14 protein-coding genes and 1 pseudogene are annotated in these 15,108 nt (G+C 71.0%); 5 read left to right on the plus strand and 10 right to left on the minus strand.

Annotation, left to right across the window (positions count from 1 at the left end; genetic code table 11):
• Window positions 1–283 precede the first annotated feature (283 nt).
• Both PV342_RS33935 and PV342_RS33940 read right to left on the minus strand, forming a co-directional pair.
• Window positions 284–2,044 carry an ABC transporter ATP-binding protein gene (locus PV342_RS33935; protein WP_400806062.1) on the minus strand — a complete coding sequence of 587 codons (1,761 nt, stop codon included), beginning with the start codon at window positions 2,042–2,044 and terminating at the stop codon, window positions 284–286.
• Window positions 2,044–2,961 (minus strand): ATP-binding cassette domain-containing protein, encoded by a 918-nt coding sequence (locus PV342_RS33940; RefSeq protein WP_500320024.1) that lies wholly within the window; start codon window positions 2,959–2,961, stop codon window positions 2,044–2,046. The genes PV342_RS33935 and PV342_RS33940 overlap by 1 nt, the downstream gene beginning before the upstream one ends.
• Between PV342_RS33940 and PV342_RS33945 the strand changes: the two genes are divergently transcribed.
• Window positions 2,945–3,781: an aKG-HExxH-type peptide beta-hydroxylase gene (locus PV342_RS33945; RefSeq protein WP_500320026.1), complete on the plus strand. Its 837-nt coding sequence runs from the start codon at window positions 2,945–2,947 to the stop codon at window positions 3,779–3,781. The two genes, PV342_RS33940 and PV342_RS33945, sit on opposite strands and share 17 nt — an antisense overlap.
• A 126-nt stretch (window positions 3,782–3,907) precedes the next feature.
• Here the strand turns inward: PV342_RS33945 and PV342_RS33950 are convergent, their stop codons facing one another.
• From PV342_RS33950 to PV342_RS33960, 3 genes are all read right to left on the minus strand, one after another.
• Window positions 3,908–4,318, minus strand: a complete 411-nt coding sequence (locus PV342_RS33950; protein ID WP_400806054.1) for a DUF1877 domain-containing protein — start codon at window positions 4,316–4,318, stop codon at window positions 3,908–3,910.
• 576 nt (window positions 4,319–4,894) lie between these two features.
• Window positions 4,895–5,539 (minus strand): dihydrofolate reductase family protein, encoded by a 645-nt coding sequence (locus PV342_RS33955; RefSeq protein WP_500320028.1) that lies wholly within the window; start codon window positions 5,537–5,539, stop codon window positions 4,895–4,897.
• A 205-nt stretch (window positions 5,540–5,744) separates the two neighbouring features.
• Window positions 5,745–6,791, minus strand: coding sequence for an aldo/keto reductase (locus PV342_RS33960; RefSeq protein WP_400806047.1), 1,047 nt, complete (start codon window positions 6,789–6,791; stop codon window positions 5,745–5,747).
• Window positions 6,792–6,911: 120 nt separating this feature from the next.
• Between PV342_RS33960 and PV342_RS33965 the strand changes: the two genes are divergently transcribed.
• A complete protein-coding gene (locus PV342_RS33965) occupies window positions 6,912–7,463 on the plus strand; it encodes a TetR/AcrR family transcriptional regulator (RefSeq protein WP_400806044.1) in 552 nt (183 codons plus the stop codon).
• A 469-nt stretch (window positions 7,464–7,932) separates the two neighbouring features.
• Window positions 7,933–9,222 (plus strand): tachylectin-related carbohydrate-binding protein, encoded by a 1,290-nt coding sequence (locus tag PV342_RS33970; RefSeq protein WP_400806041.1) that lies wholly within the window; start codon window positions 7,933–7,935, stop codon window positions 9,220–9,222.
• Between the two features lie 225 nt (window positions 9,223–9,447).
• On the opposite strand, the gene PV342_RS33975 is transcribed toward PV342_RS33970, so the two are convergent.
• Together PV342_RS33975 and PV342_RS33980 are read right to left on the minus strand one after the other, a co-directional pair.
• Window positions 9,448–9,621: a hypothetical protein gene (locus PV342_RS33975; RefSeq protein WP_386995706.1), complete on the minus strand. Its 174-nt coding sequence runs from the start codon at window positions 9,619–9,621 to the stop codon at window positions 9,448–9,450.
• Window positions 9,622–9,792: 171 nt separating this feature from the next.
• Window positions 9,793–10,101 carry a hypothetical protein gene (locus tag PV342_RS33980; protein ID WP_500320032.1) on the minus strand — a complete coding sequence of 103 codons (309 nt, stop codon included), beginning with the start codon at window positions 10,099–10,101 and terminating at the stop codon, window positions 9,793–9,795.
• Window positions 10,102–10,263: 162 nt separating this feature from the next.
• On the opposite strand from PV342_RS33980, the gene PV342_RS33985 reads away from it, so the two are divergent.
• Window positions 10,264–11,259, plus strand: a complete 996-nt coding sequence (locus tag PV342_RS33985) for a helix-turn-helix transcriptional regulator (protein WP_500320034.1) — start codon at window positions 10,264–10,266, stop codon at window positions 11,257–11,259.
• Window positions 11,260–11,338: 79 nt separating this feature from the next.
• On the opposite strand, the gene PV342_RS33990 is transcribed toward PV342_RS33985, so the two are convergent.
• On the minus strand, window positions 11,339–12,268 hold the full coding sequence (locus tag PV342_RS33990; protein WP_500320036.1) for an SDR family oxidoreductase: 930 nt from the start codon (window positions 12,266–12,268) through the stop codon (window positions 11,339–11,341).
• 927 nt (window positions 12,269–13,195) lie between these two features.
• On the opposite strand from PV342_RS33990, the pseudogene PV342_RS33995 reads away from it, so the two are divergent.
• Window positions 13,196–13,483, plus strand: a pseudogene (locus PV342_RS33995) (Ku protein); the annotation flags it as partial.
• Between the two features lie 117 nt (window positions 13,484–13,600).
• On the opposite strand, the gene thiE reads toward PV342_RS33995, so the two are convergent.
• Both thiE and thiM read right to left on the minus strand, forming a co-directional pair.
• The gene (thiE, locus tag PV342_RS34000) at window positions 13,601–14,290 is read right to left on the minus strand and encodes a thiamine phosphate synthase (RefSeq protein WP_400806032.1); all 690 of its coding nucleotides are present in this window, start codon (window positions 14,288–14,290) and stop codon (window positions 13,601–13,603) included.
• Window positions 14,287–15,096 carry a hydroxyethylthiazole kinase gene (thiM, locus tag PV342_RS34005; protein WP_400806029.1) on the minus strand — a complete coding sequence of 270 codons (810 nt, stop codon included), beginning with the start codon at window positions 15,094–15,096 and terminating at the stop codon, window positions 14,287–14,289. Before thiM ends, thiE begins: the two co-directional genes overlap by 4 nt.
• Window positions 15,097–15,108 lie beyond the last annotated feature (12 nt).

Here is a 15,108-nt window from a genome sequence, read left to right on the forward strand (position 1 = left end):
GCGTATGGAGCCCGGCGTGTCGGGGGCCACGCCGGGCCGCTGTCGACCATCGAACAGCCGCCCCGGGTCCCGCGCAGTTCCAGGACCTCCATACGGGTCACGGCCGCACATGCCTGCCGCGACACTCCTGCCGTCGGCGGCACACGACGGTGATCGCCCTCCCTACCAGCGCTTCGACCGACCATCAGATGCGGACGGACGGGGCCGGGGCTCTCGGGCCCGTGAACCGCACACGCGGCCTGATCACCACCCAGTCGGCGACGTGCATCGAAACGGGACAAACTCAGATGTCCAAAGGAGTGCTCTGATTGTTCTCCCACACTCGCCACAGCGCGGCATACCGACCCTGGCGATCAAGGAGCTCCTGGTGGTCCCCGGTCTCGATGATGCGGCCTTCATCCAGCATGACGACACGGTCGGCGGTGAGCGCGCTGTCCAGTCGGTGCGCGATCGAAATGACTGTGCGTCCGGCCAGGAGTCCGGCGAGGCCGGAGTCGGCCTCGCGTCGCTGGGATCCGTCGAACATCGAGGTGGCCTCGTCAAGGACGATCACCTTCGGGTCCTTCAGCATCACGCGCGCGAGAGCGAGTTGCTGTGCCTGCGCGGGGGTCAGCTCGTGGCCGCCGTCTCCGACCACTGTGTCCAGGCCGTCGGGCAACTCGGCCGACCATCCCTGGGCTCCGACCGAGGACAGGGCATCGGTGATCTGCTGCCTGCTCGCATCCTCGCGTCCCAGCAGTATGTTCTCGGACACGGTGCCGGCGAACACATGGTCCTCCTGGGTCACCATCACCACGTGGTCGCGCAGCGCGTCGGACGTGAGTTCATGTGGAGCGTGCCCGTCGAGGGTGACCGTACCCACCGACGGCGCGTAGACGCCGGCGACGAGCAGCGCGAGCGTGGACTTCCCCGCACCTGAGGCGCCGACCACGCAGATCCGCTCCCCCGCGGCGATGTCGAGGTTCACTTCGCTCAGCACATCGATGCCGCGGTCGTAGGCGAAGGACACGTCACGGAGCACCACGCGTCCGTCGCCGAGTTCCACGTCCTTGTCACCGCGGTCCGACGGGATGAGGCCCACCCCGGTGATCCGGGCGAACGCGGCGCGGGACATCTGCAGGTCGCCCCACCAGTAGACGAGGTCGTCGAGCGGGTCGACGAGGAGGGTGAGGAACATCGACACGGATGCGACCTGGCCGATGCTGGCCCTTCCTTGGGTGACCAGCATCCCTCCGACCAGCAGCACACACAGCATCGGCAGTTGGTAGCCGAGCTGAACGAGGGGAAACCAACGGGTCCGCAACCGAAGAGGTACGAACTGCGCGTCGCGGGCTTCGCGGGCGCTGATCGCCATCTTCTCGCGGCGTGGGGCACGGATCCCGAGCCCCTCCACGACACTGGCGCCCTGCACGGTCTCGATGACCGACGCGTTGACTGTGCTGTAAGTCGCCAGCTCGGTCGCGAAGGCGGGGCGTGCCCGCCTGGTGAACCAGCGGGTGGCGGTGACGATCACGGGGAGGCCGAGCAGGCAGCAGAGGGCGAGTTTCCAGTCGACGACGAATGCGGCGGTCAGGGAGAGCAGCACGCTCAAAGTGCCCGTCATCACTTCGGGGATGTCGATGCGGACGAAGTCGGCGACGGTCTCGATGTCGTGGGTGGTCCGTGAGGCGATGTCACCGGTGCTGGTCCGCTCCACGGCGGAGAGCGGCAGCCCGAGCACACGGTCGGTGAATGTCGAGCGCAGCTCGTGGAACACGTCCTCACCCAGGACGAACGCCATGCGGCTGGCGATCCACCGGGTCACGGCCTGGGCCAGCACGCTGGCGGCGATCGCGAGGGCGAGCCGGTCCACCTGCGTGGCCTGGTGCCCCCCGGCGACCCGGTCGACGAGGACGCCGAGCAGCCAGGGGGCGACGAGGCCGGCGGCGACGGCGGCGGCGTGCGCGAGGGTCAGGAGGACGATCGGCCACCGGTGGGCGGTCAGCAGGTGCCGGACTTCGCGCCGGACGGTCGGATCGTCGGCGATGGGCAGGGTCACCGGCATCAGGCACTCACCCGCCGGTCCGCGACCCGGGCCAACGTCGCACTGCCGCTGATCACGACGGTCGTCAGGCCACGACGCTCGGAATAGAGGCGCTCCGCGACGCTCGCCTCGGTGACCGCGTCGACCGCCGTGAGCGGATCCACCAGGATCAGCAGCTCGGGCTTGGGCAGCAGGGCGCGGGCCAGCGCGATGCGCTGGCGCTGGCCGCCGGAGAGGTTGCTGCCCGCCTCCTCGATCTCGGTGTCGAGGCCCGAGGCGAAGCCCTTGACCGCGTCGTCGGCCGCCGCCGTGTGGAGGGCCCGCCCGATGGCGGCGTCGCCGTGCCGTCTCACGGGGTCGACGACCTCGCGGAGGGTGCCGGCGAAGAGGTAGGGCACGGCATCGGCGAGCACGGCACCTGTGTGTGCCCTCGCCAGCCGACGGGCGAGTTCGGAGCCATGGCGGCCCGTGGTGTCGACCACGGTGAAGTCGCCCCGCTGTATCCATACGCCACTGGGATGGTCGGTGATGCGATCCCCGGCGACCTCCGCCGCGGCGAGCGGCTCCTGGGTGTCGCCGACCGCGAGGACGCTTCTGATGCGCGTGGCCGCGGTCCTGGCCGCAGCCAGGGCGCTGATGGCGCCGGCCATCGCTGCGATGGGCTGGACCAGGAAGGCGGCGCAACCGTAGAGCGCGACCAGGTCGCCCGCGGCGAGCGTGCCGGCCAGCGCGAGGCGCGCGCCGAACCAGAGCACGGTCACCAGGAACAGGCCCGGGAAGAGCACTTGGGCCGCGTCGAGGAGCGCGTGGGTACCGGCCACCGCGATCCCGGCCTTCCGTACCTGCTGGGACCGGGCCGCGTAGCGCCGCCCGGCGATCCGCTCTCCGCCGATGCCCCGAAGCATCCGCAACCCCCGGCCGATGTCGCTGCCGGCCACGGTGAGAGCGCCGAGCAGTGTGCTCGCGCTGATCGCCGAAGCCGGCGCCGACCCCCAGGATCCGATCTCGAACGGCCCGACGCCGGTCGCACTCCGGCACCTGCGAGGCACGCTGCTCGGTGAGGCGATCCAGTCCGGGTTCCACGCCACCATGAGATCCGACGGCCATGCCTTCGAGATCGAGCCGCTGGTGCCGGACGGCCGCGAGCAGGCGGCCATGGAACTTCTCGCCGAGCTTCTGCCGGTCATCGGACCCTCGACGATGTCCTTCGTCAGCGGTCTGGGGGTCTTCACCGGCGAGCGGCTGACCAGCGCCTACGCGGCCGCGACACCAGGGCTCGTCTACGTCAGCGAGTCCCTGCTCGGCGATCGGCTGGAGACGGCCGATGCCATCCTCCACGAGTGCCTGCACCAGAAACTCGCGGAGATCGAGCTCACCAGGCGCGTGCTGCGGAACGGATACCGGGACGAGGACGCCCACCACATCGTGATCCCCTGGGGCGGGCCGGGCCGAACCTTCAGCGTGGACCGCTCTCTTGGGGCCTTTCACGTATATGTGCACGGCGCTCTGCTGCATCTGGCCGCCGTGGATCGGTCGCACCCCGATATCGATGCGGACGACCTGGACGCCCGGCTCGGGATCCGCTGGAGTCGTGCCGCGTTCTTCGCCTCCGCACTCGCGACGGCGGAGTCCCAGGCCGAACTCGGACCGGACGGCCGTCGCCTGGTGAGGTGGCTGACGGAGTTGAACGACCAGCTCGGCCGGTGCGGGGACCTGAGCGGACGTACCCTTTCCTCCGCCCGGGGCGGGCTGGGCTGAGACGTTGTGCCCGCCACCGGACCGCAGGCCCTTGCGGCAGGACGGATGGCGGACCCCGCTGCCTTCGCGCCCTGGGGACGATCACGCGGTTGCTCGTCGTCGGGGCGCCTGGGACTGAGCCCAGGGTCAGTCCCACCACAGGACAACGAGCATGCGGTGCTTTGCTGCGCGCTGATAGAAGTCGCGCAGGGCGTTGAAATGCTTCAGCAGATAGCCTCGCGGGCCGCCGATGACGCGGTCGGCGCCCTGGCCGATCAGGTATGCGGCCTCGCGGTCGTCGGTCGGCAGGGCGCGCAGAAGAGCGTGCATGTCGATCCCGTCGAGCAGTTCGGAGACGTGCGCCACTCGAGCGATGGACAGAGCCTGCGGGGCAGGCCCGAAGGGACCGATGGCGTGCGGGTGCGCATTGAGGAATCCCCGTTCGGGCATGGTGTCGCCGTGGGTGGCCTGACGCAGCGCGTCGAGGCGAACCTCGTCGAGTCCGGTCACCTCTCCAAGGCGTTCCAGCAGTGCCGGCGCCCAGTCCGGGTCCAGCACGTCCGGTGCCGGCGGATCCCAGCGAGGATCTCCGTCCGGTGACGCACCGGCCGATCGGCGGCAGGCGGCGAGATATTCCGCTGAGACTCGGGCATCTGCTGGGTAACAGCCATGATGGCAGTATCACGGTGATGTCCAGCCAATTCTCTGGCACTCACCCGGCGCCGAGCGCGAGGAGGCGATCAGCCGGGACGCGAATGAGGTGCAGGCGCGGAAGGCCGCGCTCCCGGCTCTCGTGGCGGCCGTCGCCTCCGGCAGGCCGACGCCGCGTCCCTCCAACGGCCGGCCCACTGCTACACCGCGTGACCGCAATGGCCCGGCTCGAGCCAGGGGACGGGCCGAGAACAGCGGCGCCCGTCCCCCGGTGCCGGCCCAGCGTGAGCCGGCGAGCCACCGAAGCCGTCTCGCGGATACCCACGTCCTGCACCGCGACCAGCGCGGGCTCATGCCCGCCGACCCTGGGCACTCCCCGCTACCCTGCACGCCGGGGCGCCCCCATGCGGAGTGAAAGGGCGCGGCTGGGGAGGGGCGGGCGTCCCATCGCCGTCGTGGCCTGAACTCGGGTGCGCCCTCCCGTCACATTCGCCAGAACAGGTGGTGCGTCACGCCGCTCGCACTGGGCACTACCTCCAGGTGGAACCGATCGAGCAGCTCGTCGGGGGACTCCCACAGTCGCAGTCCGGTCCCGAGCTTCACCGGCGCGACCGCCACGTGCAGGGAGTCGACCAGGTCGGCGTCGAGGAACTGCCGGATCGTGGTGACCCCGCCGCCGAGTCGGACGTCCTTGCCCTGCGCCGCTTCACGCGCGCGTTCCAGCACCGCGGCCGGGTCCCCGTCGACGAAGTGGAACGTGGTGTCGGAAAGCGCGAACGAAGGACGCTCGTGGTGGGTCATGACGAACACCGGAGTGCGGAACGGGGGCTCCTGTCCCCACCAGCCGCGCCACTCGTGGTCGTGCCAGGGCCCGCGCTGGGGTCCGAATTTGTTGCGGCCCATGATCTCGGCGCCGATGTTGCGGGCGAAGTCCCGCGTGAAGTAGTCGTCCAGGCCCCGGCTACCTCCCGGATCGGTCCGGTTCGGCCAACTCGCCGTGGCGCCGGCCCAGCCGAAGAGCCTCTCGGGACTGTCACAGCCGAACGGCCTCTCCAGGCTCTGGTCCTCACCGGCACCGATCCCGTCACTCGAGACATTGAAGTTCATGACTCTCAGCAGTTGATCCACGTCGTTCCTCATCACGTCTGTCGCGTCACCGGGTGGCGAGGCGCTTCCACACCATGACGTCGAACGGAACACGACCGGATCGACAGCGGCCCGCAGTATTTTTCCGTAGCCGTCAGGACGCAGCCCCACCTGCGGTGCGGCCGAACCGGACCTGTCACCAGCGTGAGCGTGACGGCGAGCAGCACCTGCCCGGTCGGCCACGCCGTCAGACGTTGGCGTAGCCGGGGATGCGGGCTTTGATGCGCTCGAGTTCGCGCACGTCGGAGATGCCCTGGAAGTCATGGCGGGGGGTGTAGGGCGTTTCCAGGCGGCGGGCCTCCTCGTCGGTGATGTCGAGGTCGAGGGACGCGACGGCGTCGTCGATCTGCTGGATGGTGCGGGCGCCGACGACGGGGGCAGCGACGACGGGGTTTCGGCGCAGCCAGGCCAGGGCGATCTGGGCGCGGGTGCGGCCGCGGGCGTCGGCGATGGCGCCGACCTCGTCGATGATCTGCCGATCGCTGTCGGCGTCGGTGTAGAGCGTGTCGGCGTAGGCGCCGTCGGTCGCGGCGCGCTCGCCGTCGTTCGCCTGGTCGTGGGGACGGGCGAGCCGGCCGCGGGCGAGAGGGCTCCAGATCATGGTGGCGACGGCCTCGTCAGCACAGAGCGGGAGCATTTCGCGTTCCTCCTCGCGGGCGAGCAGGTTGTAGTGGTCCTGCAGGGTGACGAACCGTGCCCAGCCGTTGCGTTCCTGCAAGTGGAGGGCCTTGGCGAACTGCCAGGCGTGCATCGAGGACGCGCCGAGGTAGCGGGCCTTGCCGGACTTCACGACGTCGTGCAGCGCTTCCAGGGTCTCCTCCAGCGGAGTGTCGCCGTCGAGGCGGTGGATCATGAAAACGTCGACGTAGTCGGTGCCCAGGCGGCGCAGGCTGTGGTCGACCTCGCTCATGATCGCCTTGCGGGACAGGCCGCCGCCGTTGGGCCTGCCCGGGCGCATGGCGTGCCGGACCTTGGTGGTGATGACGATGTCGTCGCGGTTCGCGTACTCCTTCAGTGCACGGCCGAGGATCTCCTCGCTCGAGCCGTAGGAGTAGAGGTTGGCGGTGTCGAAGAAGTTGATGCCCGCTTCCAGGGCGTGCTTGATCAGAGGCCGGCTGGCCCCTTCGTCCAGGGACCAGACGGGGTGGCCGCGGTCGGGTTCGCCGTAGGTCATGGCGCCGATGGCCACCGGGGAGACGTCCAGGCCGGTGCGGCCGAGTTTGATGTAGCGCACGAAAGGACTCCTACAATGGAGGACGACAGTAAGCGGAGATCTCTCCGCTTGACTTCGACCAACGTTAACGGAGACCTCTCCGCTTTGCAATGGACGGCCGTCCGCACTCCAGGAGGATCCATGCCCGACGCCGCACGGCAGCGCTCCGATGCGCTGAAGAACCGGGAAGCCATCCTCCAGGTCGCCCACGACGCGCTCGCCGAGTCCCCGGACGCCTCGCTCAACTCGATCGCCAAGCGGGCGGGCGTCGGCGCCGGCACGCTCTACCGGCACTTCCCCACCCGCGAGGCGCTGATCCTGGAAGTCCACCGCCGCGATGTGGAGCGCCTCGTGGACTCCGTGCCGGCCCTGCTTGCCGCCCATGCGCCGCTGGCCGCGCTGCGGCGCTGGTTCACCACTCTTGCCACCTACGTACGCATCAAGCACGGACTCGGAGAGGCACTGCACTCCGCCGCCGCACAAGAAGTCGTCAGTGCCTCATGGCCCCCGGTCACCGCCGCCGTACGCGGGCTCCTCGACGCCTGCGAACGCGCCGGCGAGGTACGACCCGGTATCGACCCTGTCGACGTGATCATGCTCATGAGCTGCTTGTGGCGTACTCCCGACACCGCCGAAGGCGCCGCCCAGGCCGAGCGCCTGCTGGAACTGGCCATCGACGGCTTCCGGCCGTGAACCTGCCCCCGGCCGTCCCTTCGCCACCCTGGAGTACGGCTACGGATCGGACCCGCTGACCGGGTCCACGAACGTCCGGGGGATCGAGCGCCTCCCGGTCGACGGCCGGGTGTCACGACCACGGGACCACCATGCCGAGCGACCGGCCGGTGGACCTGCCGCGCACAGGAGCCGCCCGGCCTGGAGTTGGCCGGCGCCGCCCGGCGCCTGCGATGACCGCAGAGACTTGGGCGGCGAGCGATGCGCCCGTGCGACCTCATGATCGCGGTCGACGTGCCGTCAGGACGCAACAGGCCAAGGACCTTTGCGTCCATACGTCCTCTCTTCCAACCCGCCCGGCCTGCGACGAAAGTAGTGCGAGCCACCGGGACGCCACCCCGAAAGATCCTTCACAGCTGCACCTGCAGGGCAGCTGTCTGGGCCAGGGACGCGCCCACGTCCGCCCGACTTTCCCACCGCAGGAGAAATCATGAAGCTGGGCCATGCCATCCGCCGTGCCACCGCCGCCGTGGTCGCCGTCAGTGCGATGTCCCTCGGCTTGGTCGCGACCGCCGCCGGGACCGCGCATGCCGTCGCGTCGTGCACCGGTGACGTGTCGATGTACGGCACGCTGTCCGACGGCCGGCTGACGTACACGCAGATCGAGCCGAACACCGGCAACCGTGTCAAGACGCTCATCGGCCCGAACCTCGGCTTCACGCCCAAGGCGATGGCAGCCCTCAACTTCAACACCGTCCTTGTCACTTCGACCACCGGCGACCTCTACCGGGTCGACGTGCAGACCAACAACACATCCCTCACGCTCGCCGGCGTCGTCCAGATCTGGGACGGCGGCTGGACCTTCGACAAGCTGGTCTACGACGGCGCGGGCCACCTCTACGGCACGGTCGACGGCCAGCTCCACCAGTACCTGGTGTCGCAGGCCAAGCCCTCAGGGTCGGCCCACATAGGACAGCACGTCGTGATCGACACCGGCTTCGTCCTCAAGACGCTCGCCGCCGCGGGCGACGACCGCATCGTCGCCTCGACCTCGGACGGCCGGCTGCTCAGCTACAAGATCAACGGAGTGAACGACTGGGACAGCGCCGTCCTGAAGTCGAGCGGCTGGTCGGCGGTCGACTCCCTCTCCTCCCCGGGCGGCGGCCTCTACTACGGCCGCACCAACGGCGGCATGTACTGGTACCACGACTCGGACCCGACCGACGGTGACGGCAGCGACATCGCCTACCACTCCGACGACCCGGTGGACGCGTCCGGCTGGACCCAGAGCCTGCTGTCGGCCTACGCCAACAACTGCGCCTACGTGGCGCCGACCCCGCCGAAGTCCGTACAGGGCGGCACCATCTACCGCAACGAGGTCATCGCCCGGGCCAAGGACTGGTACAACCGCAACATCCCGTACAGCCAGAGCGCCTACGCCACCGACGTCGACGGCGACCACTCCTACCGCACCGACTGCTCCGGTTTCGTCTCCATGACCTGGCACCTCACCACCTCGCTGACGACCGAGACCCTCCCCAGCGTGAGCACGCAGATCAACAAGGCCGACCTCCGGCCCGGTGACGCACTGAACGACTACTCCGACCACGCCGTCCTCTTCGCGGGCTGGAAGGACCAGGACGCGGGCACCTTCTACTACTACGCCGAGGGCAGCACCGCGACGGACATGAACTACTCGACCGCGAACGTCTACAGCGGCGACATCGGCGGCCACCCGGCCTCCTCGTACGTCGCCCTGCGTTACAAGAAGATCGCCTGACGCGCCACTCGACGCCGCGAAGGCCCCGCCGGTCCTCGGCGGGGCCTTCGCGGCGTCCATTGCAGGTCGAGCCCCTGGTCCCGGACTCCGCGGTCGGCCGTCACCGGCCCACACAGAAGGGCGGCGCCCCCTCGCTTCGAGGGGGCGCCGCCCCTGGCACGTCCACCGGCGTCGATCCAGGTGTTCGCATGCTGGAAGTCCGGCGGCCGAAGCGCAGGCTGCCACCTACTGCCAGCCGGCGTCCGCCGGGGTGACCTGCCAGCCGGCGTCCGCGACGAGAACGGAGGAGGACGGAACCGCGTCCGCCGTGAACCGGGGCGTGACCACCGGGGCGGCGAGAGCCACGGCGAGGACGAGGGAGCAGACCGCGGCGACCTTGGCGATTCGGGAGCGAAGCATGCCTGTTTCCGTTCATTCCAGAGGAGAGATACGGGGTCCGGCCCGTCCTCGCGTCCCGCGGTGACGCTCGGCCTGGCCGGTGACCAATAGGTTCGTCGCAGCTCAGGCTCGTGGAAAGAGCTCAGGGATGGACGGAAGGGGCCTTGGACTGATGCGTCCACACGGGCCCGTTCACTCCCCGCTCCGGGGCGCGAAGGCCAGCGGCATCAGCGGCACCCCCGCGCCGGTCAGCCGCGCCGTCGCCAACTGCGCCACGTCACCGAGCAGTCGGCGGCACACCCGCAGGGCTCGCTCCTCCGCCTCGTCGAGACCGTCGGCCAGCAGATAGAAACCAAGGGTGAGTTCGGAGCGAGAGACCGTGTGCACGGCGACGTGCTCGACGCGGTCGCGGGGAACGATCGCCGACCGCACCATTGCCCTCACATCCTGCGGCAGTTCCTCGCCGGAGGGCAGTTCCAGATGCACGTGGACCAGATACATGCGCTCCAGAGTCTCAACCGCGGGCGTTTTCAAGTCGCTTTGCTCGCTGGACCGTTGAGGCCCTGGCCGGTTCCGTCCTGCCCCTGTGACGATCCCCCGTCCCTCTGCGAACATCATCGTCGGGCAGGGGGACGCCGTGCGCAGGAAAACAGGGGGAACCACATGCTGACCGCTCTCGGACTCGACTCCGTCACGGAGACGGTGTACCGCGCCATGCTCAGGCACCCGGCCGCCGGTGTCGCGGCCCTCGCCCACACCGCGGGCCTCTCCGTCGAAGAGGTGGGCAACGCTCTCGACACCCTGAGCGAGCTGGCCCTGGTACGCCCCGCAGCGGGGGACGCGGGCCGCCTCCGGGCTGTCTCGCCGGACATCGGCATGGAGATCCTGATGGGCCGCCAGCAGGCCCAGCTGGCGGAGCAGCAGCTGCGTCTCGAAGCCTCGCGGGCCGCCGCGGCCCGGCTCATCTCCGAGTACGCCGAACTCCGCCCGGCCGCCAGCCATCCCGGGGTGGAGCACCTGGTCGGCCTCGACCAGATACGCGACCGGCTGACCGTGCTCACCCGCGAGGTGCGCGAGGAGTTCCTCACCTTCGCCCCGGGCGGACCGCAGACCGCGGAGAACATGGCCGCTTCACGCCCGCTCAACCAGGATCTGCTCGGCCGCGGGGTTCGGATGCGCACGATCTACCTCGACAGCGTCCGCACCCACCGGCCCACCGTCGAACACGCCACCTCGCTGGCCCGGCTGGGAGGCCGGATCCGTACCACTCCGTCCCTGCCGACCCGGATGATCATCATGGACCGGCTGACGGCCATGATCCCGGTCAGCAGCGACGACACCGCGGCGGGCGCCGTCCTGCTGACCGGTCAGGGCACGCTCACCGCACTGTGCGCGCTCTTCGAGACCACCTGGGAGTCGGCGCAGCCGCTCGGCGAGATCGTCTCCACCGACCCGAACGGGCTCAACGGCCAGCAGGCGACCGCCCTGCGGCTCCTGGCCGAGGGCCACACCGACGAGGCGATCGCCAAGCGGCTCGGGGTGTCACACCGCACGGCCCGCCGGATCGCCTCCGAACTGATGGAGCGCCTCGACGCCCGCAGCCGCTTCGAGGCCGGCGTGCGCGCCGTGCAGCGGGGCTGGCTGCCGGACCGGTGCTGAACACCGCCCCAGGGACGGGGCACCATTGACGCTTCGGGTCCGCGTGGTCGGCCGAGTGCCGGGGACGTGGCCGCCGGCGTCACACCTCCGGAAGCGCGGCCACCGATGGCGCCGGCGCTTCTCGAGGCGCCGGGACGGGGCCGTGGACGAAGGCGTGCGCAGCCGAGAGCTCGTCGCGAGCCGCGGCTTCGACCGCCTCCAGGTAGGCATAGGCGTCCTCCCCGACCGGCACGCGCACGGGCGCCGACGGGGCCGCGACGAGCCGCAGCACATGGGCGGCGAACGTCTCCGGACGGCCGATCGACGGATCGTCCAGCATGGCCCGCAAGCCCGCCCGCACCTCCGCCGTGCTCACCAGGTACTCGGGGATACGGTCGGCCGCCTCGGTCACCGCGGTGCTGTAGTGGGTGGCGAACTGGCCGGGCTCCACCGCGTGCACCCTGATCCCGAAGGGTGCGACCTCCGCGGCGAGCGCCTGGGTCATACCCTCCAGGGCGTACTTTCCCGTCACGTACGCGGACAGGCCGGGCAGCCCCATCCGGCCGACGAGCGAGGAGACGTTGACGATGTGGCCCGAGCCCTGACGGCGCATCAGCGGCAGGACGAGGCGGCTCAGGCGCCACGGGGCGACCGTCAGGACCTCGAGTTGGGCGCGCAGTTCCTCGTCGGACACCTCCTCGACCGCGCCGAACAGTCCCGACCCCGCGTTGTTCACCAGCACGTCCACTCCGCCGAAGCGATCGACCGCGTACGTCACCGCGGCCTCGCACTGCCCGGCGTCACACACGTCGAGCGCCATCGCCGTCACCCTGTCCGGATACCGTGTCACCAGATCCCGCAAGGCCGCCGGCTTGCGGGCCGTGGCGATCACAAGATCCCCGTACTCCGCCACCGCGCCCGCCAGCGCCCGCCCCAGTCCCGACGAACACCCCGTCACAAGCCATCGCCGCGTCATGCGTCCCCCCGTATCGCTCGCCGGCGGCACACCGTGCCGCTCGTAGGCGATCATGGCATTCGGACCGATCCACCAGCAGAGGCGTGCGGGGGCAGGACCGGAGCGCGCGCAGGCTCTCCGGCGCGCGTTCCGCGACCAGCACGAAGTCCCGGCCGGCATGGCGCGGCGTCCGCCCCCGCGCAGGCCCCGGTGGCGCACTCGACACGGTGGGATCGGCGGTAAGAGCACCTCACCTTTCCCAACCCGCCGCCGGGCTGGAAGGCGACCCGCGGCGCGCGAGAGCTCGGGGGTCGGCTCGGCTTCGGTGGACTGCTCCCCGCCCGCCGGAGCCCGGAGCGGGTGCCCGACGCAGCACACTTTCGCACACACGTTCGATTCGTCGAGGTGGTCGGAGCGGCCCGCGGCCGCGGCCGGAGTCAGCACCGGGCGGTTCATCGCGGCGCCGCCCTCGACCGCGCCCTGGCCCGACCGAACGCCTTCCTGGCGGTCGCCGTGGCCGGGGCAAGAGCGCTTCGCCGCCGCGTGGACCGAGTTCGGCCCCGAGGACGCCCAGACCGACGGCACGGCCTTGGTGCGAAGCCCGGGCCGCTGACGCACCGGCCGGCCAGTACGCCCGGGGGAACGCCGCTTGCACCCTCCCCGCGCTGCGGCTCCGTCGCCGGGCTTGCCCCGACCCGCTCCCGCCCCGGTGTGCAGGTGGGCCTACCCCTGCGCCGGCGCAGACGGTGGCCTGGCGGGTGCCCGCGCCGAAAGGTGCCTGATCACCGCCCCGGAGCAGCATCCCTCGCGGGGAACCGCCCCGTCTTGCAGGCTGACGGTACGCGCGGGACCAGGGCCGGCTACACGAGCCTCGGCCTGATCGTCATCCCGATCGGCCTCCACCCCGCGACCCCAGGGGAACGGCACCGGATTCCACCAGGTCCACGCGCGAGCGACGGAGCCCGACTAAGGCACCGGAGGTAGTGCTATGAACCCGAAGACGTGGAGATACCCCCGTCGGAGATCGCGCGCGGCGTGGAGCGGCGAGACGGCCTCACCGTCGTGCTCCTCGAAAAGGATCAGGCCGCACTCCCCCGCCCGGCAAGGCGCACTGTCGATGTCCTCGGTTTCTTCGACGGGCGCGGCGTCGGCCCAGTGCTCCACACCAGGGCCTGCCGGGGAGGCGCCGTCGGCGAACAGGGTCGGCGCCCACGCCCGCTCCTGGTGGAGGCTCTGGCCAGGCACGACGCTGTGGCGGTCGCCGAAGTCACCTTGCGCGCCGGGGAGCAGCCGGCAGTACTGAGGTCACCGCGCGCCATGCTCGTGCCATGGCTGCCGGTGTGTCCGTGCACCGGACCACACGTCTCCCCGGCCGTCCTGGGTGACCGAGCGGAGTTTCGAAGCTCGTCAGGCGAGGGTCTTCGCCCGGCTCGGGGCGGGCCGTCGGCTCCAGGCGTCGGCATAGGCGCGGGCCGCGGCACCGGGGTCCTCGGCGGCGCAGATGCCGGACACGACGGCCGCCCCCGCCGCGCCGGCTTCCCGCAGTCGTGGCAGGTCGCCCGGGTTCACGCCGCCGATGGCCACGGCGGGCAGCCCGCTGAGCCGGGCGAGGCGGGCGAAGCCGTCATGGCCGAGCGAGGGCGGGGCGTCGGCCTTGGTCCGGGTGGCGTGCAGCGCGCCGATGCCGACGTGGTGGACGCCTGCCGGGTCCTGCGCGGCGGCGCGCAGTTCTTCGGGAGTGGCGGCGCTCAGGCCCAGGACCGCGTGCGGTCCGATCAGTTCCCGTACGGCGGTCGGAGGCAGGTCCGACTGCCCGACGTGGACGCCCGAGACGCGTATTCCGGCGGCGCGGGCGGCAAGGAACACATCGACCCGGTCGTTGACGATCAACGCCACGTGCTCCGGGAGGACCGCTGCCACTTCCTTGACCGTGCGCAGGAAATCACCGCCGCCGGTGTGCTTCTCCCGGATCTGCACCGCGGTGACGCCCCCCGCCACGGCCTGGGCGACGGTTTCGGCCACGCTGCGGCCGCGGGCCTCGCACTGGGCCGCGTCCGTGACGAGGTAGACCGACAGATCGGCCGGCGTCACCGTCACGACACGGCCGCCCGCTCGACGACGTCGGACTCCCGCAACGCGGCAAGCGCGTCCAGGAACGCCACGGCGAAACTGCCGGGCCCGGAAGCCTGCTTCGCGGCGAGTTCGGCGGCGACCGTGTAGGCGGTGACGGCTGCGACCGTCGAGGCGAACGGGTCCTCGTCCACGGCCGCGTAGGCGGCCATCACGGCGCCCAGGGCACAGCCCCCGCCCGTCACCCGGGTGAGCAGCGGGTCGCCGTTGGCGATGCGAGCCGTACGCGTCCCGTCGGAGATGAGATCCACGGGCCCGGAGACGGCCACCACGCCACCGGTCGCATCGGCCAGGCGCCGTGCTGCTTCCTCGGCCGCCTCGACGCCGTCGGAGGAATCCACTCCGCGGCCGCCGCCGCCCGCTCCCGCCAGCGCGATGATCTCGGAGGCGTTGCCCCGTACGACCGTCGGCCGCAGTTCCAGGAGCTCGCGCGCGAGCGCGGTGCGCACGGGCAGCGCGCCGACCGCCACCGGGTCGAGCACCCACGCGGTACCGGCCGAGCCGGCCGCCCGCGCGGCCTCGGCCATGGCTGACCGCTGCTCGGCGTGCGGGGTGCCGAGGTTGACCAGGACCCCCGAGGCGACCTCGGCGAACGGCCCGGCCTCCCCCGGGATGTCGACCATGGCGGGCGAAGCGCCGAGCGCCAGAAGGACGTTGGCGGTGAAGCCCGTCACCACCGAGTTGGTCAGGCACTGGACCAGCGGTGAGTGGGCCCGTACGCGACCGAGCGCCCGCGCGGCGAAGGCGGTGTGGTCGGCGGAAGTCGGGGGCATGCGGACTCGCTC

It is taken from the genome of Streptomyces sp. PA03-3a (assembly GCF_033792735.1).
GTDB lineage: Bacteria > Actinomycetota > Actinomycetes > Streptomycetales > Streptomycetaceae > Actinacidiphila.